This is a genomic window from Cribrihabitans marinus, from assembly GCF_900109035.1.
GTDB classification, from domain to species: Bacteria; Pseudomonadota; Alphaproteobacteria; order Rhodobacterales; family Rhodobacteraceae; genus Cribrihabitans; species Cribrihabitans marinus.
This window is the reverse complement of sequence record NZ_FNYD01000002.1, coordinates 220,403-244,268: the sequence shown is the minus strand read 5'-3', so window position 1 is coordinate 244,268 and position 23,866 is coordinate 220,403. Positions and strand designations below refer to the sequence as shown.

Sequence of the window (23,866 nt, the reverse complement as noted above, 5' to 3'; positions counted from 1 at the left end):
CTGGCATTGCTGCCCTTAAGGTCTAGCGGCAGGACCGTTACGAACCGGTTTACGCAAGCCTATTGTGCAGCCATCTCGTGGCGGGTCGGCAGGCTGACGCGGAACGCGCCACCATCCTGCCCGGCCAGGTAGGACACGTCGCCACCCAGCCGCTGCATGATCTCGCGGCAGATCGCCAGACCCAGGCCCGCCCCGCGCACCTTCTCGGCGCCGACCCGGGCGAACTTCTCGAACAGCATCTTGTGGAAATCCTCGGGCACACCGCTGCCATTGTCGATGAAATCGACAACCAACTGGCCGCCAGCATCGTGCACCCGGATCGTCAACACGGGATCGCGCGCGTCACAGTATTTCTGCGCATTGGCGATGAGGTTGATGAAGACCTGCCCAAGCCGGTCCAGATCCGAACGCAGGAGGATGCGCTCGGCCGCCGCGTCCCGGCGCACACGTAGCGCACGATCCGCGCCCGTCAGCGCGGCGGCAACGGACCGGTCGAGCAGATCCTCGAGATTGCCCTCGCTCATGTTCAGCGTGACCTGGCCGCTTTCCAGAACGCTCAGGTCCAGCAGATCGTCCAGCAGACGGGTCAACCGTGTCGCCTCGTCATGGATGATCGTCGCATAGCGCCGCTGATCCTCGGGCTTCATCCCCTCGGTATCGCGCAGGATCTCCGAAAACGCCCGGATCGAGGTCATCGGCGTGCGCAGCTCGTGGCTGACCTGGCTCAGAAAGGCGTCCTTTTGCAGCGAGATCTGGGTCAGCTTGTCATTGGCCTCGCGCAGCTTGCCGGCGGTGCGGCTCAACTCGGCGGATTTCTCCTCCAGCTGGCTGGAATACTCCAGCAGCTGTGCGGATTCGTCAGCCACCGCAAAGAGGTCTTCGACCGAAACCGACGAACGCCCGACGATCTGCGAGATCATCGCATGCGCGGCGGCTGCGCCGACCGATCCGCTCAGCTTGCGTTCCAGCCGTTCCAGGAAGGCCGGCGTCGGATCCGGCAGCGCGCGGCGGCTGCCCTGTGCCAGCGCCTCGGCGTGAAAGAATTCCTGCGCCTCGGCCGCGCCCATGATCCGCTGCGACATGATCATCAGATCCTCGCTCTGCGCCACCGAGGCGGTCCAGCCGCGCGGGCCGGCGGAATGGTCGAAGACGTTGACGAACTGCGCGCCCTGCAACCGCTCCAGCGGGCTGGGAAAATCGAGCAGCGACACGATGCAGAACGCGGCCGCGTTCAGGCTCATGGACCAGAGCACGGAATGAACCATCGGATCCAGCCCATCGATTCCGAACAGGGCCTGCGGCCGCAGCCAGCCGATGCCGAACGGGCCGGATTCGAGCATGCCGGGCGACATCACGCCGCCCCCGATGCCCGGCAGGAGCAGGGTATAGACCCAGAGGCCGAACCCGACGATCAGGCCGGCCAGCGCGCCAAGCCGGGTCGCCCCACGCCAGAACAGGCCGCCAACCAGTGCCGGCAGGATCTGCGCGATGCCGGCGAATGCGATCAGCCCGATCGACGCCAGCGCCGCGCCGCCACCGGACAGGATGTAATAGGCGTAGCCGAAACACATGATGACCGCGATCGACACGCGCCGCGCCATCAGGACGACCGACCGGACGTCGCCGGACACGCTCAACCCGCCCCCGCGAGAGCGCAGCCAGATCGGCATCACGATATGGTTCGAAACCATTGTCGACAGGGCCATCGCCGCGACAATCACCATCGAGGTCGCCGAGGAGAACCCGCCCAGGAACGACAGCATCGCCAGCCCCTCCTGCCCCAGGGCAAGAGGGATCGTCAGAACGAAGAGGTCCGGGTTCGACCCCTCGGGCATCAGGCTGAGCCCGACCACGGCGATGGGCACGACAAAGAGGCTCATCAGCAGAAGGTAGAGGGGAAAGGCCCAGGCCGCGGTGCGCAGGTGACGCTCGTCGTCGTTCTCGACCACCATCACCTGGAACATGCGCGGCAGGCAGACGAAGGCCGCTGCCGCCAGGAAGGTGATCGTGGCCCACCTGCCCCGGTCGACGCCCCAGGTGCCGATATCCGAGGCGTCGATCCGCGCCATCATGGGGCCGATGCCGCCGGCGACGCCCCAGACCACGAAGATGCCGACGCCCAGCAGCGCCACCAGCTTGACAACCGCCTCGATGGCCACGGCGGTCACCACGCCGTGATGGCGTTCGTTGGCGTCCAGGTTGCGCGTACCGAAAAGGATCGCAAAGACCGCAAGCCCCGCGGCCACCCAGAACACGCTGGTAGTCTCGTTGTGGATCGAGCCGGGATCGGCCTCGGCGAAGATCGAGAAGGACAGGGTGATGGATTGCAGCTGCAGCGCGATATAGGGCGTCACCCCGGTAACGGCGAGCAGGGTCACGCAGATCGCAAGCGCATTGGACTTGCCGTAGCGGGACGAGATCAGGTCGGCGATCGACGTCACCCGCTGGCTTCGCCCGACCCGCACCAGCTTGCGCAGGCCCCACCACCAGCCCACCATCACCAGGGTCGGACCGAGGTAGATCGTGACGAATTCCAGACCCGACCGGGCGGCATATCCGACCGCGCCGTAGAAGGTCCAGGCGGTGCAGTAGATCGACAGCGACAAGGTGTAGATCAGGGGCGAGCGCAACCAGGTGCTACGCCCCGCCGCGGCCAGCCGGTCGGCGGCAAAGGCCACGGCAAAGAGCAGTGCGACATAGGCCAGGCAGACCAGCACCAACGTGTTGAGCGACGCCATCAGCCGCGACCTCCGCCCGCCCCCTCGCCGCCCGAACCGTCCGGCCCGGACCAGCGGAGCGATGCCCGCCCGAACAGCACCGCGACCAGGATCAGCGCAGCCCAGACGCCGAAGATGTAGAGGATCGCGGAGGACATCGGCACCGGGGCATCGCCGCCCTCACCCGGTCCGGCCGGCCAGAGCAGCGGCACCGCGAACAGCGTACCACCCAGGATCGGGATCAGCCGCGCCGCATCCATCAGCCTGCGCCGGCGATAGCCCTGCCGTTCCAGGAAGACCGGCGGCGACTGACGCGGTCCGTCTTCCGGCTCGGGATGATCGCTCATGCCCGCCCGGCCTGGGCGTGCAGATCGCGGACCGCCGTCAGGACCTCGGCATTCGAGAAGGGCTTGGTCATGAACCGGCTCACCCCGGCCCGTTCGGCCATGTCCCGGTCGCGCAGCTGGCCGCGGGCGGTCAGCATCAGCACGGGAAGATCCTGCATGTCCTCCATCGCCCGCAGGTCGCGCAGGATGTCCATGCCGCTGCGTCCGGGCAGCATCACGTCGAGGATGACGAGATCGGGCCGTTCCGCGCGGATCTGGTCGATCGCGTCGGTTCCATCGGCATGAAGCCCCACCTGCCAGCCGTCACGGCTGAGCAGGAAACGGATGGCTTCGGCGATGTTCGGTTCGTCCTCGATCAACAGAACCCGTCGGTTCATGCGTTACTTCCTCCCCTGGGCCGGAAAACGCGTTTCCGCCCCGGCCTGTGGATCAGCTTAGCCGCGCCGTTGCAAAACTGTCAAAACCCTTCCGAAAGGATCGACGGCTCGCGCCGCGCCGCGCAGGACGGGCTGGGACAGACGCGGCAGCTGCTGCCAACCTGCAGAGCATCCTCCTGGCCGACCCTGTCGCTCGGCACCGGCAGGATCAGCATGGTCGAGCGATAGACCGGATCGCAGTCGAAATCGGGCAGCGAGCGGGGCCATGCGATCGCCAGGCAGTCGAACTCGGCCCGGCTGCGGCCCAGCTGCGCCACCCGCCGCCGGATCGGGGTCATCGGACGGGTCAGCGCGGTGAAGACCGGCCAGAGCGGGCAGGACTCGCCGTGGCGTGGCATTGCGAACCCGGTGACGGGCTTGCGAAACAGGATGCTGCCCGATGCGTCGCAGATCACCAGCCCGGCCTCGCCGGGCAACAAGTCCTCGGGCAGGCCGGCCAGGCGCCGGAACACCGCCGGCAGTTCCACCCCGAGATCGCGGGACAGCGCGACCGGTTCGAGACCGTGATGGTCCAGCGCGGCAGCCACGGCCTCGATCGGCATGGCCTGCGCATCCGCGGCATAGGTCTCCAGCACCATGCGTCCGATTTCGCGCGAGGCGCCGCGGCCCAGGTCGTCAAGCAGATCCCCGGGCACCTCGCCCCCTGCCTCGATGGCCGGGAAATGATGCCCATGCGCGGCGACAAAGGCCTCGACCTCCTCCTGCGGGACCCCCCTTGGGTCCTCCGATTGCTCGGTCTGGTCCAGGTACCCGACCAGCGCCTTGGAGCTTTCGGCCAGCCGCTCGGCATCCTGGTTGAGGTTGCGGTGGAACCGGTCGCGCCATTGCGCCTCCAACTCGCCGGGCTCGGCCAGGATCGCCGCGGTCGAGCGGATGGCCGCGGCGGTCGACAGGACCTCGTGCAGCGAGGCGGCCAGGTGCGGGTCATGTGTCAACCGGTCGGACAGGGTGACGACCGTGCGCTCCAGCGAGGCGATCCTGCGCTGCGCCTGGGCCAGCACCTCGGCCCAGCCGGGGAACCGGCCGGCGAACTCGTCCACCCGGTCGGTCTCGGCCGATACCGACACCGCATCGGCCGCCGCTTCGCGCAGCGCGGCGATCAGCGCGGCCTCGGCCCCCTCGCTGAGCATGGACGGCTCGACGCCCAGCGCCTCGGCGATGGCATTGAGAAGCTTGCCGCCGATTCTGCGCCGATTGTGTTCGATCAGGTTGAGGTAGGACGCCGAGATTCCCACATTACGTGCAAGATCCGCCTGACGGATGCCCGCGATCAGGCGACGCTCTCGGATCCGACTGCCGGTCAGCGTGTCACGGGACATGGGCGATCTCCTTGCCGATTTTGACGCCTAATCAACGGCTTTCTGCGCCGCGACATAATGTTTTTTACAACATTCGGGCCAGCACTGTAACCTTATTTTCAAAATTATCCTGCCTTTCAAGGGGTTTATTGCGCCATTTTACAACCTCCCCCCATAATCGTTTTGCACGCATTGTGCCTGCGCCCCGCGATGGAGGAGTTGTGGCGCGCAAATCGCGAAATGGGAGGAATACATGTCCAACAATGATGTCACACGCCGTGGCCTTTTGAAGTCCGGCGCCCTGGCGGGGGCCGGCGTCGCCCTGCCGACGATCTTCACTGCGTCGTCCGCCTCGGCCTTCACCAACGAGCCGACGGGATCGACCGTCACCCTGGGTTTCAACGTGCCCCAGACCGGCCCCTACGCCGACGAGGGAGCCGACGAATTGCGCGCCTATGAGCTGGCGGTCGAGCATCTGAACGGCGGCGGCGATGGCGGCATGATGAGCACCTTCAGCTCCAAGGCCCTCGACGGAACGGGCATCCTGGGCAAGAAGGTCGAATACGTCACCGGCGACACGCAGACCAAGTCGGACGCCGCGCGCGCCTCGGCCAAGTCGATGATCGAAAAGGACGGCGCGGTGATGATCACCGGCGGCTCGTCCTCGGGCGTGGCCGTGGCGGTGCAGGCGCTCTGCCAAGAGGCAGGCGTGATCTTTATGGCCGGCCTGACCCACTCCAACGACACCACGGGCAAGGACAAGCGGGCCAACGGCTTCCGCCACTTCTTCAACTCCTACATGTCGGGTGCCGCTCTGGCGCCGGTGCTGGCGGCCAACTACGGCACAGACCGCAAGGCCTATCACCTGACCGCCGACTACAACTGGGGCTACACCACCGAGGAAGCGATCCGCTCCTCGACCGAAGCCATGGGCTGGGAGACCGTCGCCGCGGTCAAGACCCCGCTGACGCAGACCGACTTCAGCTCCTACATCGCGCCGGTGCTGCAATCGGGCGCCGACACGCTGGTCCTGAACCACTATGGCGGCAACATGGTCAACTCGCTGACCAACGCGGTCCAGTTCGGTCTGCGCGACAAGCAGGTCAACGGCAAGGATTTCCAGATCATCGTGCCGCTCTACTCGCGCCTGATGGCCAAGGGTGCCGGCGCGAACGTGAAGGGGATCTTCGGCTCGACCAACTGGCACTGGTCGCTGCAGGACGACGGCTCCAAGGCCTTCGTCAAGTCCTTCGGCACCAAATACGGCTTCCCGCCCAGCCAGGCGGCGCATACCTGCTATGTGCAGACGCTGCTCTATGCGGACGCGGTGCAGCGCGCCGGCACCTTCGAGCCCTGCGCGGTGGTCGAGGCCCTGGAAGGCTACGAGTTCGACGGGCTGGGTAACGGCAAGACGCTCTATCGCGCCGAGGATCACCAGTGTTTCAAGGACGTGCTGGTGGTGAAGGGCAAAGAGAACCCGACCTCGGAATTCGACCTTCTGGAGATCGTCGAGGTCACCCCGGTCGCGCAAGTGACCTATCCGCCGGATCACCCGCAATTCGCGGGCGGTGCGCTGGGCACCTGCAACAACGGCGGCTGAGGCCGTTATCGGGATGGGTGTCCGCACCCATCCCACCGCACTCCCCGATCGGCCCGCCACGTGGCCCTGACTTTTCCGCATTCCGACCGCAAAGGGTGGGACAATGGACGCAATCATCCTGCAAATCCTGAACGGGCTCGACAAGGGCTCGGCCTATGCGTTGATCGCGCTGGGTCTGACGCTGATCTTCGGCACGCTGGGGGTGGTGAACTTCGCCCACGGTGCCCTGTTCATGATCGGCGCATTCTGCGCCGTCACGCTGAGCCGCCTGATCGGACTCAGCCACAAGGTCGAGGTGGAGGGCGAGACCGACTTCCTCGGCAATCCGCTGACCAAGGACGTGCCCTATATCTACGACTGGTTCGGAGAAGCCACCGGCGCGGCAATCGTCGACTGGGCGGTGCCGCTCGCGATCCTGTTCGCCATTCCGGTGATGATCCTGGTCGGCGTGGTCATGGAACGCGGGCTGATCAAGCATTTCTACAAGCGGCCGCATGCCGACCAGATCCTGGTCACTTTCGGCCTGGCCATCGTGCTGCAGGAGGTCATCAAGTATTTCTACGGCGCCAACCCGATCCCGACCCCGGCCCCCTCGGCCTTTACCGGATCGTTCGATTTCGGCGTCCTGATCGGCTTTGACGCCAACACGATCATCTATCCCTACTGGCGGCTGGTCTATTTCGCCTTCGCGGCGGTGATCATCGGCGCGGTCTTCGCCTTCCTGCAATTCACCACCTTTGGAATGGTGGTCCGCGCCGGCATGGCCGACCGCGAGACCGTGGGCCTGCTGGGCATCAACATCGACAAGCGGTTCACCATCATGTTCGGCATCGCCGCCGCCGTCGCGGGCCTTGCGGGGGTGATGTATGTGCCGATCAATCCGCCCAACTACCACATGGGCATGGATTTCCTGGTTCTCAGCTTCGTCGTCGTGGTGGTCGGCGGCATGGGCAGCCTGCCCGGCGCGGTGCTGGCGGGCTTCCTGCTCGGCATCCTGGAAAGCTTTGCCTCCATGCGCGAAGTGATCGACCTCATCCCCGGCATCAACCAGATCATCATCTACCTGGTCGCCATCATCATTCTGCTGACACGTCCGCGGGGCCTCATGGGCCGCAAGGGCGTGATGGAGGACTGACCCATGCTCGGTCTCGACAAGAAAGACGCCGTCCTTCTGGTGATCGTTGCGGTGCTGACGATGTTCGCACCCTTCATCCTCAACCCTTTCCCCGAAGGCTCGGCCATGGCGCAGTTCAACGCGGGCTACCCCGACCTGATGCAGCGCTTCGTGATCTTCGGGATCTTCGCCATCGGCTTCAACATCCTGTTCGGCCTCACCGGCTACCTGTCCTTCGGTCACGCCGCGTTTCTGGGCGTCGGCTCCTACGCCGCGGTCTGGATGTTCAAGCTGCTCAGCATGAACGTCATCCCGGCGATCGTGCTGGCGGTGATCATGTCGGGCCTGTTCGCCCTGCTGATCGGATATATCTCGCTGCGCCGCTCGGGCATCTACTTCTCGATCCTGACGCTGGCCTTCGCGCAGATGATGTTCGCGCTGGCCTATTCGGTGCTCACGCCGATCACCGGTGGCGAGACCGGCCTGCAACTGGCGCTGGATGACCCCCGGATCCTCGGGCAGAGCCAGACGCCAGAGGGCAACATCCCGGTGCCCGGCCTGTTCGGCTTCGAGATGCGCGACAGTGCCGAGCTGGTCATCGGATCATGGGTGTTCACCTTCAACCTGGGCTACTATTTCTGCGGCGTCATCCTGCTGCTGGCCTTCTACCTGGCGATCCGCATCTTCCGCTCGCCCTTCGGCATGATGCTGCGCGCGATCAAGTCCAACCAGCAGCGGCTGAACTACACCGGCATCAACCCCAAGCCCTATACGCTTGCGGCCTTCGTGATCTCGGGCATGTATGCCGGCCTGGCCGGGGCGCTGATGGCTTCGATGGACCCGCTGGCGGGAGCCGAGCGGATGTTCTGGACCGCCTCGGGCGAGGTCGTGCTGATGACCATCCTGGGCGGTGTGGGCACCCTGATCGGCCCGGTCCTGGGCGCCGGCGCGATCAAGTACATGGAGAACATCATCTCCAAGATCAATTCCGACATCCTGCACAGCTGGTTCGCGTTCCTGCCCGACGGGCTGGAGGATTTCGTGGTCACGATCGTCTACCCGTTCATCGGCAAGGGCTGGCACCTGACGCTGGGCATCATCTTCATGCTGGTGGTGATCTTCCTGCCCGGTGGCCTGGTCGAGGGCGGACAGCGGATCTCGAGCTGGCTGCGCAACCGGCGTGCCCGGCGTGACGACCGCCGCAGCAAGACCGAACCGGCGGAATAAGGAGAGCGACGATGGGTATCCTTGAAGTCAAGAATGTCGGCAAGCGCTTCGGCGGGTTGCAGGCGCTGTCGGAGGTGAACCTTAGCGTCGCCGAGAACTCGGTGCATGCGATCATCGGCCCGAACGGCGCGGGCAAGTCCACGCTGCTCAACTGCCTGGTGGGCAAGCTGATCCCCGACACCGGCTCGGTGATGTTCGACGGGCAATCCGTGCTGGGCCGCTCGCCGTTCGAGATCAACCAGATGGGCATTTCCCGCGTGTTCCAGACGCCCGAGATCTTCGGCGACCTGACGGTGATGGAAAACATGATGATCCCGATCTTCGCCAGCCGCGACGGGTCCTTCCGCATGCACGCGGTGGAATCGGTGGTGAGCGAAAGCGAGGTCGTCGACTATGCCGAGCAGATGCTGGAGGACATGAACATGGCGGACAAGCGGCACATGCACGCCGCCGCCATGTCGCGCGGCGACAAGCGGCGGCTGGAGATCGGCATGTGCCTGAGCCAGAAGCCGCGCCTGCTGCTTCTGGACGAGCCGACCGCCGGCATGGCGCGGGCCGACACCAACAACACCATCGACCTGCTCAAGCAGATCAAGGAAGACCGCGACATCACCATCGCCATCATCGAGCACGACATGCACGTGGTGTTCAGCCTGGCCGAGCGGATCACGGTGCTGGCGCAAGGCACGCCGCTGGTCGAGGACGCGCCGGAGAACATCAAGGGCAACCCCAAAGTGCGCGAAGCGTATCTTGGCGAGAGCGCGTAAGGAGCCGATGAGATGAACGTCAAACCGGACTTTTCCAAGAATGCCAACATGGCGCAGACCGCGCCGGCCTTCCTCTCGGTGTGGGACATGCATTCCTACTACGGCGAAAGCTACATCGTGCAGGGCATCAGTTTCAACGTGCACGAGGGCGAGATCCTGGCCCTGCTGGGCCGCAACGGGGCGGGCAAGACCTCGACCCTGCGCTCGATCGCGCGGCTGGGCGATCCGCAGGTCACGCATGGCGAGATCTGGCTGGACCACAAGCCCCTGCACAAGATGGCCAGCTACGAGGCGGCCGCAGCCGGGCTGGGCCTGGTGCCCGAGGACCGGCGCATCATCCCCGGCCTGACGGTCGAGGAGAACCTGCAGCTTGCTCAGATCGCCCCGCCCATCGGCTGGTCGCTGGACCGGATCTACGAGCTGTTCCCGCGTCTGGGCGAACGCCGCAAGCAAGAGGGCACCACCCTGTCGGGCGGCGAGCAGCAGATGCTGTCCATCGCCCGGGCGCTGGCGCGCGACATCAAGGTCCTGCTGCTCGACGAACCCTACGAGGGGCTGGCCCCGGTGATCGTCGACGAGATCGAGAAGACCCTGATGCACATCAAGGAACAGGGCATGACCACGATCATTGTCGAGCAGAACGCGGTGCGCGCGCTGGAACTGGCCGACCGCGCGGTGATCCTGGACACCGGCACCATCGTGTTCGACGGATCGGCGGGCGAGGTGCTGGAAAACGAGGAACTGCGCGCCGAATACCTGGCCATCTGACCCACGGGCCGCGCTCATCCCGCCGTCCCGCTTGTTGAGCGGGCCGGATGCGGCCTAAATGGCGTCATGAAGATTTGCGCGATCACGATGGTCTACCGCGACCACTGGGCGCTGGGCCAGTGGTTCGCGCACCACGCCCGGCACCTTGGTCCCGAGAACCTGTTCATCGTGGCCCACGGTGCCGACCCCGCCCTTGCCGGTATCTGCCCCGGCGCCAATATCATGACCATTCCGCGCGATGACCTGAGCGAGTTCGACGCGCGGCGCGAGCGGATGCTGAACGCGTTCCAGTCCGGCCTGTGCGAAACCTATGACTGGGTCATCCGCACCGACGCGGATGAGCTGATCTGTTTCGATCCCGCCCGTCATTCGGGGTTTGCCGACATTTTCGAGGCCCGGCCCGAGCTGGCCCTGTTCGCGCTCGGTCTCAACTTGGCCGAACGGCCGCAGGATCCGCCCCTGGAGTCCGGCATGTCCGCCCTGGCGCATCGCAATCTGGCGCAGTTCTCGGGTCACTACAGCAAGGCCTGGGCCGTGCGCCGCCGCATCGGGCTGCGCCGCCACGGGGTCGAGGTCCGCCCCCGCTTCACCAAGGGCTTCCGCTTCGCGATGCCGCGCGGCGTCTATCTCGTTCACCTCAAATACGCCTGTTCAGAGGCCCTGCTGGCCGCCAACCCGCATCGCCGGGCCATCGCCTCGGGCCCCGGGGCCGGTCTGCCGGGCGCCGCCTGGCAAAGCCCGGACCTGCGCGCACAACAGTTCTACGAACGGATCGGGTCGCTGCCAGTCATGCCCTGGGACGAGGCCGAGGACAGCGCCTATCGCCAGTTCAGCGACGATCCGGTCCGCCTGCCGAACAAGGGGTTGGTGCGGGTCCGTGATGCGCCGGTGGACGTGGCCACCACCCTGCCAGACTGGTTCTCGGCGACCTGAGCCGCCTTTGCAGGCGGCGGCTCGGTGTGATCGCGGCGCCTCAGGCGCTTTGCGCTTCTCATTCGCACGATTACGGGCCACCATGCACCGCATGAGCGATCCCGCCTTCCACTATGCTCCGATCGGGCTTGTCGAGTTGGAAAACCGGATCATCCGACGCTGCAACCTGCAATTCGCCCGGATGTTCGGCGGCAACGAGGATGAGTATCGGGACATGCCGCTACTGCGCCTCTATCCCAGCCAGGCCGAGTATGAGCGCATCGGCGCCCGTTGGCTGGAGGAGATGCGCGAGACCGGCCATTACAGCGACGAGCGCATCATGCGGCGGCGTGACGGCGACCTGTTCTGGTGCCGCGCCCGCGGCCGGTCGCTGACACCGGACGACCCGTTCCGGCACGGAATCTGGAGCTTTTCCGACATCTCAGAGGACCGGCCGATGGTCGAACTGACCCCGCGCGAACGTGACGTGGCGATCCTGTCCTGCCGGGGTCTGTCCGCCAAGGAGATCGGCGCGCAGCTCGACCTGTCTTATCGCACGATCGAAGCGCACCGCGCCCGGTTGCTCGAGAAGTTCGGCGCGCGCAAGCTGCCCGAGCTGGTTGCAAAACTGTCGGGCATGCCACTATGAAACCGCCCGCCATTCCGCCGCGACGGCCGTCGGGCCGCCGAGACTGCGCTTTTCATGGCTGGACGCATGGCCTATAACGCCGCGTAATTTTTGAAAGGCCCGACAGAGAATGGGGCCAAGGGGAACCGTCGAGGACACCAATGACAAACAGCAAGCACGAAGCGGACGTCGCGTTCATCCAGGCACTGGCAGAGATGCTTCGGGAAAATGACCTGACCGAGTTGCAGGTCAAGCGGGACTATGGCGAGGACGACAGCCTGAACGTGCGCGTCAGCCGCATGACCCAGGCCGCACCTGCCCCCGCAGCGGCCCCCGCGCCGCAGGCGCCCGCAGCCGAACCCGCCGCGGCACAACCCGCCGCCCCGGCGCAGCCGGCCGCCGCCGATCCAGCCGACCATCCCGGCGCGGTGACCTCGCCGATGGTGGGCACGGTCTATATGCAGGGCGAACCCGGCGCAGCACCCTTCGTGTCGGTGGGCTCTACGGTCGCTGAAGGCGACACGCTGCTGATCGTCGAGGCCATGAAGACGATGAACCACATCCATGCGCCGCATGCGGGCACGGTCAAGCGTGTCCTGGTCGAAGACGGGGCCGCCGTCGAGTTCGGCACGCCGCTTGTCATCATCGAATAGGCCGCACAGATGTTCGACAAAATCCTGATTGCCAACCGGGGCGAGATCGCCCTGCGCGTGATCCGCGCCGCGCGCGAGATGGGCATTGCCACCGTGGCCGTGCACTCCACCGCCGACAGCGACGCGATGCATGTGCGCATGGCCGATGAATCCGTCTGCATCGGCCCCGCGCCCAGCCCGCAAAGCTACCTGTCGATCCCCGCGATCATCTCGGCATGCGAGATCACCGGCGCACAGGCGATCCATCCCGGCTATGGCTTCCTGTCCGAGAATGCCGGCTTCGTGCAAATCGTCGAGGATCACGACATCACCTTCATCGGCCCCACCGCCGAGCATATCCGCGTGATGGGCGACAAGATCACCGCCAAGGACACGATGAAGGCGCTTGGCGTGCCCTGCGTGCCCGGCAGCGAAGGCGGCGTCGCCTCGCTGGAGGAGGCCGAACGCCTCGGCGAGGAAATCGGCTATCCGGTGATCATCAAGGCCACCGCCGGCGGCGGCGGCAAGGGCATGAAGGTCGCCAGGACCGCGGCCGAGATGAAATCCGCCTTCCAGACCGCCCGCGCCGAGGGCAAGAGCAATTTCGGCAATGACGAGGTCTATATCGAGAAATACCTCACCACGCCGAGGCATATCGAGATCCAGGTCTTCGGCGACGGCAAGGGCAACGCGGTGCATCTGGGCGAACGCGACTGCTCGCTGCAGCGCCGGCACCAGAAGGTGTTCGAGGAGGCCCCCGGCCCCTCCATCAGCCCCGAGGAACGCGCACGGATCGGCAAGATCTGCGCCGATGCGGTGGCCAAGATCAACTATATCGGCGCCGGAACCATCGAGTTCCTGTATGAGAACGGCGAGTTCTACTTCATCGAGATGAACACCCGCCTGCAGGTCGAACACCCCGTGACCGAGGGGATCTTCGGCGTCGATCTGGTGCGCGAGCAGATCCGGGTGGCCGCGGGCCTGCCGATGTCGTTCAGCCAGGACGACCTGACCATCAACGGGCACGCCATCGAAGTGCGGATCAATGCCGAGAAACTGCCGAATTTCTCGCCCTGCCCCGGCCGGATCACCGCGTTCCACGCGCCCGGCGGCCTGGGCGTACGGATGGATTCGGCGCTCTATGACGGCTACTCGATCCCGCCTTACTACGATTCACTCATCGCCAAGCTGATCGTGCATGGCCGCGACCGGCCCGAGGCGCTGGCCCGTCTCGACCGCGCGCTGGGAGAGTTGATCGTGGACGGCATCGACAGCACGATCCCGCTGTTCCGGAGGCTCCTGCAGGATCCGGCGGTGCAGAGCGGGAAGTACAACATCCACTGGCTGGAGCACTGGCTTGAGTCCAACCTGGCCGAGTGACTGCCGGGGCCGGGCGCCACGCCCGGCCCCGGCACAGCGCGCATGAGCCTGTCGCCGGACCTGCTGTTGCACGGCTATTCCATCGGGATCTTTCCGATGGCCGAGCACCGCGACGACCCCGAGATCTTCTGGGTCGACCCGCGCCGCCGGGGCGTCTTCCCACTGGACGGGTTTCACCTGTCCCGCTCGCTGGCACGGCGGATCCGGCGCGGCGGGTTCGAGGTTACCATTGACCGCGACTTTTCCGGTGTGGTCGATGGCTGCGCCGACCGCATCGACACCTGGATCAATGACGAGATCCGCCGCCAGTATCTGAGCCTGCACCAACGCGGCAATGCCCATTCCCTCGAGATCTGGATGGACGGGGCGCTGGCCGGCGGCGTCTATGGCGTCGTGCTGGGCGCGGCGTTTTTCGGCGAAAGCATGTTCTCGCGCCGCACGGACGCCTCCAAGATCGCGCTGGCCTATCTGGTGGATCGCCTGCGCCTGACCGGCTTCCAGCTCTTCGACACCCAGTTCCTCACCCCGCATCTGGAATCGCTCGGCGCGGTGGAGATCTCGCGGGCCGAGTATCACAGGCGCCTGGACGCGGCCCTGGCCCAGGACGCGGAATTCGGACGGGCTGTGGCGCAGACCCCTCAGGGGGTCATACAGCGGATCACCCAGACATCGTAGCGGGCATGATCCAGTGCGCTGAGCGCCGGCGACGAGGCGATCATCCAGGCATCGAAAACCGCCTGCCGGGCATCCCGCTCCCAGATCGTGAGATAGGCATAGGCATCCCCCGTCGGGTTGTCGACGGGATAGCGGCAATCGCCCAGCGCCACGTCCAGGCCGAACACCTCGGCAGTCTCGCCCTTGGCGACCTCGACATCGACGGTCTGACCGTTCACCTTGTCCAGCCCGCGCAGGACAGCACCGGGGGCCGAGACCACCGACTCTTGCGCCAGCGCCGAGCCGGCGGCGAAGGTCAGGGCTGCGGCAAGCGCACGGATCACTCGCCACTCCCGTCGCCGGCCACGAACTTGACCAGAAGCGAGATCAGGCTGACCGCGCCCTGCGTGTCCTCGATCCGGTCGCCCGGTTCGTAGTAGAACGGAGAGCCGCCGGGCATGATCTCGAGGAAGTTGCCGCCCAGCAGCCCTTCGGAGGAGATCACCGCAGCGCTGTCGTCGGGGATCTGGATGGCCTCGGCCACCGAAAAGGTCGTGTCGGCGCGGTAGCTTTCGGGGTTGAGATCCACGCCGGTCACGGTCCCGATCTTGACCCCGGCCAGGCGCACGTCGGTGCCAACCGACACGCCTTCGAGCGACCGGAAGGACGCCTCCAACTCGTATCCCGTCGCGCGCTGCGATAGACCGGTGGCCTGGCTGGCATAGACACCGAAGGCGATGGCGGCAGCCAGCACGGCGCCGCCGACCAGGATCTCGGTTGGGTTGTGACTGGACATGCTGTAACTCGCTTATTCCGGGCTCCAGGCCTCGTAGTCGCTGCGCTCCACCGGTTCGGGACGGCGGATCGAACCGGCGGGCGCATAGGCCAGAGGCGTGCCGGTCAGGTTCTCCTGATGCGGCTTTTCCCACGGCTTGTGAGGCAGGGGCTTGTCCGATGGCGGATCGTCCCAGGTGCGGTGCAGCCAGCCATGCCAGTCCGGATCGACCCGGCTGGCCTCGGCCTCGCCGTTGAAGATCACCCAGCGCTTGCTGTCGTCCGCGGTGCGGTAAAAGATGTTGCCCTGGCTGTCCTCGCCGACCTTCACGCCCTTGCGGGCGGTGTAGATCTGGGTGTTGAGCGTGGACCCGTGCCACCAGGTGACCGCGCGCAGCAGGCTGTTCAGGATTCCCATGGGTGCCTCCGGCTATTCGTCCCGCGCAGATATGGACCATGTGCGCGGCAAGGTCCAGCCTCTGCTACCCCGCAAGCGCCGCCGTGACCTCGATCTCGATGCGATCCTGCGGCGTGATAAGGTTGCATTCGATCACCGTGGCGGCCGGCGGATTGTCTCCGAAGGTCTCGCGCAGCAGCGGCCAGCACAGATCGAATTCGCGCATGTCAGGCAGGTAATAGTTCACCCGCACCACATCGGCGAAGCTGGCGCCGGCTTCGGCCAGGGCCTTGCCGATGGCGGCAAGCGCCGACTCGCATTGCCCAACCACATCTTCGGGGATGTCGTCGCCCTGGGCGCAGGTGCCCGCCACGAAGACAAATCCGTTGGCGATCACGGCGCGGCAATAGCCCACCTTCTTTTCGAATTCACCGCCGGAAGATATGCGTTTGATTGTCTTGGAGGCCATTGTTCACTCGGTTGCGCTAGTCGTCAAAGCGTATGCGCGCGGCAAGTCTCTGATCCGGGGCATAGATGAAGAGCGTTGCCCCCACCGCACCGCGATCGAACCATGACCCCGGTGATTTCAGAGCTGCATTCAGTTCCTCCGCCAACGGCCCTGACCAGTACCGGGAGCAGAAGCTCAGCGCATCTCGCGTTGTGTCGCCAAGTTTCGGCGCGGGCGTCGGGCGCCAGTTTCCGCCAAATTGATACCGCCACCCGAGTTCGGCGCGACCTCTTGTCGGAGGCTCCTCAGGTCGGCTGTCCTTGAGCCGGGCAATGGCATAGGTGCAGTCCCAGTCTAAGCCCGCCCCCCGTGGATGCCATTTCCGCGTGGCGAGGATCTCTTCAACCGGCAGCAAATTCGCGAAAAGCTCTGTTGCATATACAGGGTCTTCTGCGCGGCGAACCTTGTCAGCGTAGCCGACAACCAGCCACCAAACAGCGAAGCCGGCTAGCATCAGGATGGCCGCAAACCCAAGCCACCCACCCGACAACTCACCATACTCGGCGGTCAGATCCGCCCGCCGACGCCTCACCCGGCCGAGGCCGAGCCCTTTTCGGCATCCGCATAGATCATGAGCGGCTGCGCGTCCGAGGTCACGGCCTCTTCGTTGACGACAACCTTGGTCACGTTCTCCATGCCCGGCAGGTCGAACATGGTATCGAGCAGGATATCCTCCATGATCGAGCGCAGGCCCCGCGCGCCGGTCTTGCGTTCGATGGCGCGCTTGGCGATCGCCGACAGCGCGTCTTCGGTAAAGTCCAACTCGGTATCTTCCAGCTCGAACAGGCGGGCGTATTGCTTGACCAGCGCATTCTTGGGCTGGGTCAGGATGGTGACCAGCGCATCCTCGTCCAGATCCTCGAGCGTGGCGATCACCGGCAGGCGGCCGACAAACTCCGGGATCAGGCCGAATTTCAGCAGATCCTCGGGCTCCAGCTCCTGGAAGATCTCGCCCACATTGCGCTCGTCATTGTTGCGCACATCGGCGCCGAACCCCATCGCGCTGCCCTTGCCGCGCTGCGCAATGATCTTGTCCAGCCCGGCGAACGCGCCGCCGCAGATGAACAGGATGTTTGTCGTGTCCACCTGCAGGAACTCCTGCTGCGGGTGCTTGCGCCCGCCCTGCGGCGGCACCGAGGCGACGGTGCCCTCCATCAGCTTGAGCAGCGCCTGCTGCACCCCCTCGCCCGACACGTCGCGGGTGATCGAGGGGTTCTCGGACTTGCGCGTGATCTTGTCGACCTCGTCGATATAGACGATGCCGCGCTGGGCGCGTTCGACATTGTATTCGCTGGCCTGCAGCAGCTTGAGGATGATATTCTCGACATCCTCGCCTACATAACCCGCCTCGGTCAGCGTGGTGGCGTCGGCCATCGTGAACGGCACGTCGAGGATTCGCGCCAGCGTCTGCGCCAGAAGCGTCTTGCCGCAGCCCGTGGGGCCGATCAGCAGGATGTTCGACTTGGCCAATTCGATGTCGTTGCCCGACTTCTGCGCGTGGTTGAGACGCTTGTAGTGGTTGTGCACCGCCACTGACAGGACGCGCTTGGCCGTGGCCTGCCCGATCACGTAGTCGTCCAGCACCTTGCAGATGTCCTTGGGCGTCGGCACCCCGTCCGAGGACTTCAGCCCGCTGGCCTTGGTCTCTTCGCGGATGATGTCCATGCACAGCTCGACACACTCGTCGCAGATGAACACCGTCGGGCCGGCGATCAGCTTGCGCACCTCGTGCTGGCTCTTGCCGCAGAAGCTGCAATAGAGCGTATTCTTGCTGTCACCGCCTGAATTCGTTGCCATGATCTACCTTTCCGGCTCCGTATTCCGCGCCCCTTCCGGGGCATCGCCATACCGCATTTCGTGCAGCTTAGGCCAGCATACTGACCGCTACAATCCATAACTGCAAACCGGAATCAGCCGCCGGCCCGCACCTGTCCCGCGCCCGCAGGCGTCAGCTTTCCTCGTCGCCGGCCTTGCCGCGGCTTTCCACGATCTCGTCGATATGGCCCCATTCCTTGGCCTCTTCGGGAGACATGAAATTGTCGCGGTCCAGCGCCTTCTCGACCGCCTTCTTGTTCTGGCCGGTGTGCTTCACATAGATCTCGTAGAGCCGGTCCTTGAGCTTCTGCGTCTCGGCGGCGTGGATCATGATGTCGCTGGCCTGCCCCTGGTAGCCGCCCGAGGGCTGGTGCACCATGATCCGGCTGTTGGGCAGCGAGAATCGCATCCCCGCCTCGCCGCCGACCAGCAGCAGCGAGCCCATCGAAGCCGCCTGGCCGATCACCAGGGTCGAGCATTTCGGCTTGATATACTGCATCGTATCATAGATCGACAGGCCCGAGGTCACGACACCGCCGGGGCTGTTGATGTAGATCGAGATCTCCTTCTTCGGGTTCTCGGCCTCAAGATGCAGAAGCTGGGCCACGACAAGATGGCTCATCCCGTCGTGAATCGGGCCGTTGATGAAGATGATCCGCTCCTTCAGCAGGCGCGAGAAGATGTCATAGGCCCGCTCGCCACGGCTGGTCTGTTCGACGACCATCGGGACGAGCGTGTTCATGTAGGTGTCAACGGGATCGTGCATTCGGGACCTGCCTGCTTTCTGCTGCGGATCGGGACCATACCCGACGATGAGTTACCCGAGTCTTAGTTGTCGCTCTGGGGGGCTGCAAGGGCATCCGGCGCGATTCGTCGATCCCGCGCGGGCGACCAGGCGGAATGGCCGGGACGCCTCTGCCGGCACAATTGACGTCGCGCCGCAGGGCCCGCATAAAAGCCGGACACCCAAAACCCGTTTCCGGCCGCGGCGGCATGCCGCGCGCCCCGCGCAACCGCACAAAGGAGCGTTCCGACCGGTCATGGCCCGAGACCCGTTCGTTCAGAAAGGCGGCTCTGCGGATTTCATGCTGTCCTTCGACGGTCCGCCGCAGAGTTTTCACTTCCTGCTGCTGCCCGGCACGACCATGCTGGCCGTCGCGGCCGCGATCGAGCCATTGCGTATCGCCAACCAGCTGACCCGCAAGCAGCTCTATACCTGGCACACGATGACCGAGGACGGCGAACCGATCCGTTGCTCGAACGGGTTGCGCATCATCCCCGACGAGGCGATGCGCCCGCTGCCGGCAACCGGCCTCGGCTTTGTCTGCGCCGGAGTCGAGCCCGAGCGCGGGCAATCTCCGTCCGTCCTGAACTGGGTGCGGCGCGAGCACCGCTTCGGGCGGTCGCTGGGCGGGATCTGCACCGGTGCCTTTGCCCTCGCCCGCTCCGGCATCCTCGACGGCGTGCGATTCACGCTGCACTGGGAGAACCAGGCGGGTTTCGCAGAGGCGTTTCCGTCGCTTGAGCCGACCCAGAACATCTATGAAAGCGACGGGCGCATCACCACCTGCGGCGGCGGCAATGCGGCCATCGACATGATGCTGGCGCTGATCGAGACCCGCCACGGCAGCCAGCTGGCGGCGATGGTGGCGGATATGTGCATCCACATGCGCGCCGATCCCCGCGCGCCGCAACGCTCGGCGCGATCGATCGCCATCGGCAGCCGCAACCCCAAGCTTCTGGCCGCCATCGACATCATGCAGGACAGTATCGAAGAGCCGCTCAACTGCCGCGACCTTTGCCAGCGCCTTGGCACCTCGCGCCGGCAGCTCGAGCGGCTGTTCAAGCGCTATGTCGAAGAGGCGCCCATGACCTATTACATGAACCTGCGCCTCTCGCGGGCCAGTGCCTATCTCAACGAGACCAACATGCCCGTGGCGGACATTGCCGCCGCCACCGGGTTTTCCAACACCAGCCACCTGGCCCGCAAGTTCCGCGAGAAATACGGCGCCTCGCCGCATTCCTATCGCAAGGCGTGGTCCTGAACAGCCCGCAGCACAGGCGGCGAAGGTGATGGGCATACCGGCAAACCCCGCGTCGCGCCGCCCCTTCCTGGCTCGGCCCATGTCGATACTTGCGGGCCCGCGCGCGCCCGGAGTAGAACCGGGCGACCCGGACGGAGATGGACGCAATGACCCGAGTGCTGACCCTTGGCCTGATGATCCTGTCGCTTGCGGCCTGCGAGACGGCAAAAGGCGCGGGCCGCGACCTGCAAAAGGCCGGCAACGCGATCTCGAACACCGCGTCGGACGTGCAGAACGCGCTCTGAATCCACCCACCATATCTGCGGCAAATCCGCACCAGTGGTGGCGTATTCACGCAAGGCATCAATATCTGGTTGATCGCGCATGATCCAGCGTGTATCCACGACGCACAGGTGCATGGACGCGGTATTGCATGACTGACGGCGGGGCCCGGGCGCATACAGCGACCGAGCCCCGTTTGCTTTCGAACACCAAGGTAGGTCCGGGGGATAGGAAAAGGCGCCAGGTGCTCAGACGCGGTCTTCGCATGCGCCCTTGCGGACGCGCCCTGACGCCTTACTGGTCCGAATTGCCCGAAGGCAGGCCGATCCAGTTGCTCGGGCCCCCGAAGGAGCCTCTGCTGCCGCTGCATGGCTTGCACCCTGCCGCGACGCACATCGGCCCGTTCAAATCAGGTCGTCCGCATCAGGTTCCGAGGAACCGTCGCGATCAGCCCGATCCCGAAGACCTTGGACAGGTGGGACGCATCAAGGATCCGTCCCGCCCTGCGCCAGCCTTCGAAGCCTCTGCGCCCCGCCCGGTCTGCCGAAGCTCCGTTGCGGTGATCTGACTGTTGCCCGACCGACCGATTCCGGCAAGAAAAAAGCAGCGCAGCATGAGATTTTGACGGGGATAACCTGTTGATATCTTGGCGGATTTTGCTGTGGATAAGTTGGATTTTGCGGCCTTTTCGGCACGCTTAGGCGGGGAAAACGCCGCTTGCGTCCGCGCAGCCGCGTCTTAGGCGGTTTTCTGCGGGTGCAAAAGGAATCTAGCCGGGGAATCGCGATCAACCCGCGAGGCGCCTGGCCACATGGACCGAGATTGGCAAGGCCGCGACGATTCCCGCTACCGCCGAGATCAGGATCGGGGTGAGTGTGGCATAGCTCATCGCCAGCACGGCAATCACCGCCGACCCTGCCGGAGTGGAGCCGAGGAAGATGTGGATGATGAGTGTGAGCGGAAGCATGGCGTCCTCATATGCGGGTTGGTTCGGGCACATGTTGGAAGGTTGGCATGCTTGGGGATTCGATCTGGGTCGGCTTGACGGGATGAACTGAGCCAAACACGGTAGGGTGCGTGATTTCACGCACCATTAAGAAAATTCCGGTCAAATGGCACAATGTCCACGTACCGCCGCCCCAGGCTCACTGGCGCAACAATCTTCTTCACGGTCAACCTCGCCAACCGGCAAAGCGACCTGCTGGTTCGCGAAATCGACACTCTGCGGCAGGCGGTCCGCTTAACCCGCGAGGAACGGCCCTTCGGCATTGAGGCGTGGGTGGTCTTGCCGGACCACATCCATTGCATCTGGCGATTGCCTGCGGGCGATCGTGCCTATGGCACTCGTTGGCGCCTGATCAAGTCACGGTTCTCGCGCCCTTGGCCGAAAGCCCCGACCCGCTTCAGCCACGACATCCGGCAGGAACGCGGCATCTGGCAAAAACGGTTCTGGAAGCATCATATTCGCGACGATGCCGATTTCGCGGCGCACCTGCGCTATTGCTGGTTGAACCCGGTGAAACACGGTTTGGTGACACGCCCCGAGGATTGGGCGTTTTCGTCGGTTCACCGGGACACGCGGTATCGGTCCGAACTGGATCTGGTGTAGGGTGCGTGATTTCACGCACCAATGGACGAGCGTGCGTAAGCGGATGCCGGGGAGCGGTGCGTGCGAGCACGCACCCTACGCTTGCTGGCTGCGCCAACCGCTTTCGCCCACTCGCACTCAAGATGGACTAGGAGTCCATCTTGAGGGCGGAAATGAACGCCTCCTGGGGAATGTCCACCTTCCCGAACTGGCGCATCTTCTTCTTGCCGGCCTTCTGCTTGTCCAGCAGTTTCCGCTTTCGCGTGGCATCCCCGCCATAGCATTTCGCCGTCACGTCCTTGCGCAGCGCCGAGAGGGTTTCGCGGGCAATGACCTTGCCACCGATGGCCGCCTGGATCGGGATCTTGAACATGTGGCGCGGGATCAGGTCCTTGAGTTTTTCGCACATCGCCCGGCCCCGCATCTCGGCCCGGTCACGGTGGACCATGGTGGACAGCGCATCGACCGGTTCGTCATTCACCAGCACCTGCATCTTGACCAGGTTGTCGGCGCGATAGCCGGTGAGGTGGTAGTCGAAGCTGGCATAGCCCTTGGTGACCGATTTCAGCCGGTCGTAGAAGTCGAACACAACCTCGTTCAGCGGCAGGTCATAGACCACCATCGCGCGCTGGCCGGCATAGGTCAGATCCTCCTGGATGCCGCGCCGGTCCTGGCAGAGCTTCAGCACGTCGCCCAGGAACTCGTCCGGCACCAGGATGGTGGCCTTGATGCGCGGCTCCTCGATATGGTCCACATGGGTCAGGTCGGGCATGTCGGCGGGGTTGTGCAGCTCGCGCATCTCGCCATCGCGCATATACACGTGATAGATCACCGAAGGCGCGGTGGTGATCAGGTCGATATCGTATTCCCGCTCGATCCGGTCGCGGATCACCTCGAGATGCAGCAGGCCCAGGAAGCCGCAGCGGAAACCGAAGCCGAGCGCGGCCGAGGTCTCCATCTCGTAGCTGAACGAGGCGTCGTTCAGCGCCAGTTTCTCGATCGCGTCGCGCAGATCCTCGAACTCGGCCGAATCCACCGGGAACAGGCCGCAGAACACCACCGGCACCGACGGGTTGAAGCCGGGCAACGGCGTCTCGGCGCCGTGCTTGTCGGTGGTGATCGTGTCGCCCACGCGGGTGTCGCGCACCTGCTTGATCGAGGCGGTGAGAAAGCCGATCTCGCCGGGGCCCAGGCTGTCGACCATCTGCATGCCGGGGCGGAACACACCCACACGGTCGACATTGTGCAGGGTGCCATTGGACATGAACTTGACGCGCATGCCCTTCTTGAGCGTGCCGTCCATGATGCGGACCAGGACAATGACACCGAGATAGGCGTCATACCAGCTGTCGACCAGCATCGCCTTGAGCGGCGCGTCCAGCGTGCCCTGCGGCGGCGGCAGGCGGTGGATGATCGCCTCGAGCGTCTCGCGGATGCCGATTCCGGTCTTGGCGCTGACCTGGATGGCGTCGGTGGCTTCGATGCCGATCACGTCCTCGATCTGCTCGGCCACGCGGTCGCAATCGCTGGCGGGCAGGTCGATCTTGTTCAGGACCGGCACGATCTCGTGATCCGCGTCGATGGCCTGGTAGACATTGGCCAACGTCTGCGCCTCGACCCCTTGGGTGGAATCCACCACCAGCAGCGAGCCCTCGACCGCGCGCATGGAGCGGCTGACCTCATAGGCGAAGTCGACATGGCCCGGCGTGTCGATCAGGTTCAGCACATAGGTCTCGCCGTCATCGGCCACATAGTCGATGCGCACGGTGTTGGCCTTGATGGTGATGCCGCGTTCCCGCTCGATGTCCATCGCGTCGAGCAGCTGTTCCTTCATGTCGCGTTCGGACACGGTGTTCGTGGCCTGGATCAGCCGGTCGGCAAGCGTGGACTTGCCGTGGTCGATATGGGCGACGATCGAGAAATTGCGGATATGGGCGAGGTCTGTCATGGGATGGGGATATGCTGCGGAAACGGGTCGCGGTCAATGGGCCGCGAGG

25 protein-coding genes are annotated in these 23,866 nt (G+C 64.9%); 13 read left to right on the top strand and 12 right to left on the bottom strand.

Features of this window, described 5'->3' with window-relative positions; genetic code table 11:
* Positions 1 to 59: 59 nt before the first annotated feature.
* The 4 genes from BMX57_RS03620 to BMX57_RS03605 all read right to left on the bottom strand — a co-directional run bounded on the left by BMX57_RS03620 (position 60) and on the right by BMX57_RS03605 (position 4,820).
* The gene (locus BMX57_RS03620; protein WP_092362618.1) at positions 60 to 2,738 is read right to left on the bottom strand and encodes a sensor histidine kinase; all 2,679 of its coding nucleotides are present in this window, start codon (positions 2,736 to 2,738) and stop codon (positions 60 to 62) included.
* Positions 2,738 to 3,064 (bottom strand): hypothetical protein, encoded by a 327-nt coding sequence (locus BMX57_RS03615; protein ID WP_092362616.1) that lies wholly within the window; start codon positions 3,062 to 3,064, stop codon positions 2,738 to 2,740. Before BMX57_RS03615 ends, BMX57_RS03620 begins: the two co-directional genes overlap by 1 nt.
* Positions 3,061 to 3,441: a response regulator transcription factor gene (locus tag BMX57_RS03610; protein WP_092362614.1), complete on the bottom strand. Its 381-nt coding sequence runs from the start codon at positions 3,439 to 3,441 to the stop codon at positions 3,061 to 3,063. Before BMX57_RS03610 ends, BMX57_RS03615 begins: the two co-directional genes overlap by 4 nt.
* Before the next feature lie 80 nt (positions 3,442 to 3,521).
* A complete protein-coding gene (locus BMX57_RS03605) occupies positions 3,522 to 4,820 on the bottom strand; it encodes a helix-turn-helix domain-containing protein (protein ID WP_092362612.1) in 1,299 nt (432 codons plus the stop codon).
* 232 nt (positions 4,821 to 5,052) lie between these two features.
* Here BMX57_RS03605 and BMX57_RS03600 point away from each other — a divergent pair, with 232 nt between their 5' ends.
* From BMX57_RS03600 to aat, 10 genes are all read left to right on the top strand, one after another.
* On the top strand, positions 5,053 to 6,399 hold the full coding sequence (locus BMX57_RS03600; RefSeq protein ID WP_092362611.1) for a substrate-binding protein: 1,347 nt from the start codon (positions 5,053 to 5,055) through the stop codon (positions 6,397 to 6,399).
* Positions 6,400 to 6,502: 103 nt separating this feature from the next.
* Complete coding sequence (locus BMX57_RS03595) at positions 6,503 to 7,534, top strand: branched-chain amino acid ABC transporter permease (protein WP_092362609.1); 1,032 nt, start codon at positions 6,503 to 6,505, stop codon at positions 7,532 to 7,534.
* 3 nt (positions 7,535 to 7,537) lie between these two features.
* A complete protein-coding gene (locus BMX57_RS03590; protein ID WP_092362607.1) occupies positions 7,538 to 8,740 on the top strand; it encodes a branched-chain amino acid ABC transporter permease in 1,203 nt (400 codons plus the stop codon).
* Between the two features lie 11 nt (positions 8,741 to 8,751).
* Positions 8,752 to 9,507, top strand: a complete 756-nt coding sequence (locus BMX57_RS03585) for an ABC transporter ATP-binding protein (RefSeq protein ID WP_092362605.1) — start codon at positions 8,752 to 8,754, stop codon at positions 9,505 to 9,507.
* 12 nt (positions 9,508 to 9,519) lie between these two features.
* A complete protein-coding gene (locus BMX57_RS03580) occupies positions 9,520 to 10,275 on the top strand; it encodes an ABC transporter ATP-binding protein (protein ID WP_092362603.1) in 756 nt (251 codons plus the stop codon).
* Positions 10,276 to 10,341: 66 nt separating this feature from the next.
* A complete protein-coding gene (locus BMX57_RS03575; protein ID WP_092362601.1) occupies positions 10,342 to 11,208 on the top strand; it encodes a glycosyltransferase family 2 protein in 867 nt (288 codons plus the stop codon).
* A gap of 91 nt (positions 11,209 to 11,299) precedes the next feature.
* On the top strand, positions 11,300 to 11,836 hold the full coding sequence (locus BMX57_RS03570; RefSeq protein ID WP_092363083.1) for a helix-turn-helix domain-containing protein: 537 nt from the start codon (positions 11,300 to 11,302) through the stop codon (positions 11,834 to 11,836).
* Positions 11,837 to 11,976: 140 nt separating this feature from the next.
* Positions 11,977 to 12,468: an acetyl-CoA carboxylase biotin carboxyl carrier protein gene (accB, locus tag BMX57_RS03565; RefSeq protein WP_092362599.1), complete on the top strand. Its 492-nt coding sequence runs from the start codon at positions 11,977 to 11,979 to the stop codon at positions 12,466 to 12,468.
* Positions 12,469 to 12,477: 9 nt separating this feature from the next.
* The gene (gene accC / locus BMX57_RS03560) at positions 12,478 to 13,827 is read left to right on the top strand and encodes an acetyl-CoA carboxylase biotin carboxylase subunit (protein WP_092362598.1); all 1,350 of its coding nucleotides are present in this window, start codon (positions 12,478 to 12,480) and stop codon (positions 13,825 to 13,827) included.
* Positions 13,828 to 13,869: 42 nt separating this feature from the next.
* Positions 13,870 to 14,502, top strand: a complete 633-nt coding sequence (gene aat / locus BMX57_RS03555; RefSeq protein WP_092362596.1) for a leucyl/phenylalanyl-tRNA--protein transferase — start codon at positions 13,870 to 13,872, stop codon at positions 14,500 to 14,502.
* Here the strand turns inward: aat and BMX57_RS03550 are convergent.
* The 6 genes from BMX57_RS03550 to BMX57_RS03525 all read right to left on the bottom strand — a co-directional run bounded on the left by BMX57_RS03550 (position 14,466) and on the right by BMX57_RS03525 (position 18,741).
* The gene (locus BMX57_RS03550) at positions 14,466 to 14,825 is read right to left on the bottom strand and encodes a DUF2155 domain-containing protein (RefSeq protein WP_373283075.1); all 360 of its coding nucleotides are present in this window, start codon (positions 14,823 to 14,825) and stop codon (positions 14,466 to 14,468) included. The two genes, aat and BMX57_RS03550, sit on opposite strands and share 37 nt — an antisense overlap.
* On the bottom strand, positions 14,822 to 15,277 hold the full coding sequence (mlaD, locus tag BMX57_RS03545; protein ID WP_092362594.1) for an outer membrane lipid asymmetry maintenance protein MlaD: 456 nt from the start codon (positions 15,275 to 15,277) through the stop codon (positions 14,822 to 14,824). Before mlaD ends, BMX57_RS03550 begins: the two co-directional genes overlap by 4 nt.
* A 12-nt stretch (positions 15,278 to 15,289) precedes the next feature.
* Complete coding sequence (locus tag BMX57_RS03540; protein ID WP_092362592.1) at positions 15,290 to 15,673, bottom strand: NADH:ubiquinone oxidoreductase subunit NDUFA12; 384 nt, start codon at positions 15,671 to 15,673, stop codon at positions 15,290 to 15,292.
* A 64-nt stretch (positions 15,674 to 15,737) separates the two neighbouring features.
* Entirely contained in the window at positions 15,738 to 16,121 is a 384-nt protein-coding gene (locus tag BMX57_RS03535) for a RidA family protein (protein ID WP_092362590.1), read from the bottom strand.
* Positions 16,122 to 16,688: 567 nt separating this feature from the next.
* Positions 16,689 to 17,957, bottom strand: coding sequence for an ATP-dependent Clp protease ATP-binding subunit ClpX (gene clpX, locus BMX57_RS03530; RefSeq protein ID WP_092362588.1), 1,269 nt, complete (start codon positions 17,955 to 17,957; stop codon positions 16,689 to 16,691).
* Between the two features lie 151 nt (positions 17,958 to 18,108).
* Positions 18,109 to 18,741 carry an ATP-dependent Clp protease proteolytic subunit gene (locus BMX57_RS03525; RefSeq protein ID WP_092362586.1) on the bottom strand — a complete coding sequence of 211 codons (633 nt, stop codon included), beginning with the start codon at positions 18,739 to 18,741 and terminating at the stop codon, positions 18,109 to 18,111.
* Between the two features lie 274 nt (positions 18,742 to 19,015).
* Here BMX57_RS03525 and BMX57_RS03520 point away from each other — a divergent pair, with 274 nt between their 5' ends.
* Both BMX57_RS03520 and BMX57_RS03515 read left to right on the top strand, forming a co-directional pair.
* Positions 19,016 to 20,020, top strand: a complete 1,005-nt coding sequence (locus BMX57_RS03520) for a GlxA family transcriptional regulator (protein WP_092362584.1) — start codon at positions 19,016 to 19,018, stop codon at positions 20,018 to 20,020.
* A gap of 146 nt (positions 20,021 to 20,166) precedes the next feature.
* Entirely contained in the window at positions 20,167 to 20,304 is a 138-nt protein-coding gene (locus BMX57_RS03515; RefSeq protein WP_092362582.1) for an entericidin A/B family lipoprotein, read from the top strand.
* 764 nt (positions 20,305 to 21,068) lie between these two features.
* On the opposite strand, the gene BMX57_RS03510 is transcribed toward BMX57_RS03515, so the two are convergent.
* A complete protein-coding gene (locus BMX57_RS03510) occupies positions 21,069 to 21,248 on the bottom strand; it encodes a CTP synthetase (RefSeq protein WP_092362581.1) in 180 nt (59 codons plus the stop codon).
* A gap of 153 nt (positions 21,249 to 21,401) precedes the next feature.
* Between BMX57_RS03510 and BMX57_RS03505 the strand changes: the two genes are divergently transcribed.
* Positions 21,402 to 21,890 (top strand): REP-associated tyrosine transposase, encoded by a 489-nt coding sequence (locus BMX57_RS03505; RefSeq protein ID WP_092362579.1) that lies wholly within the window; start codon positions 21,402 to 21,404, stop codon positions 21,888 to 21,890.
* 127 nt (positions 21,891 to 22,017) lie between these two features.
* On the opposite strand, the gene lepA is transcribed toward BMX57_RS03505, so the two are convergent.
* Entirely contained in the window at positions 22,018 to 23,817 is a 1,800-nt protein-coding gene (gene lepA / locus BMX57_RS03500) for a translation elongation factor 4 (protein ID WP_092362577.1), read from the bottom strand.
* Positions 23,818 to 23,866 lie beyond the last annotated feature (49 nt).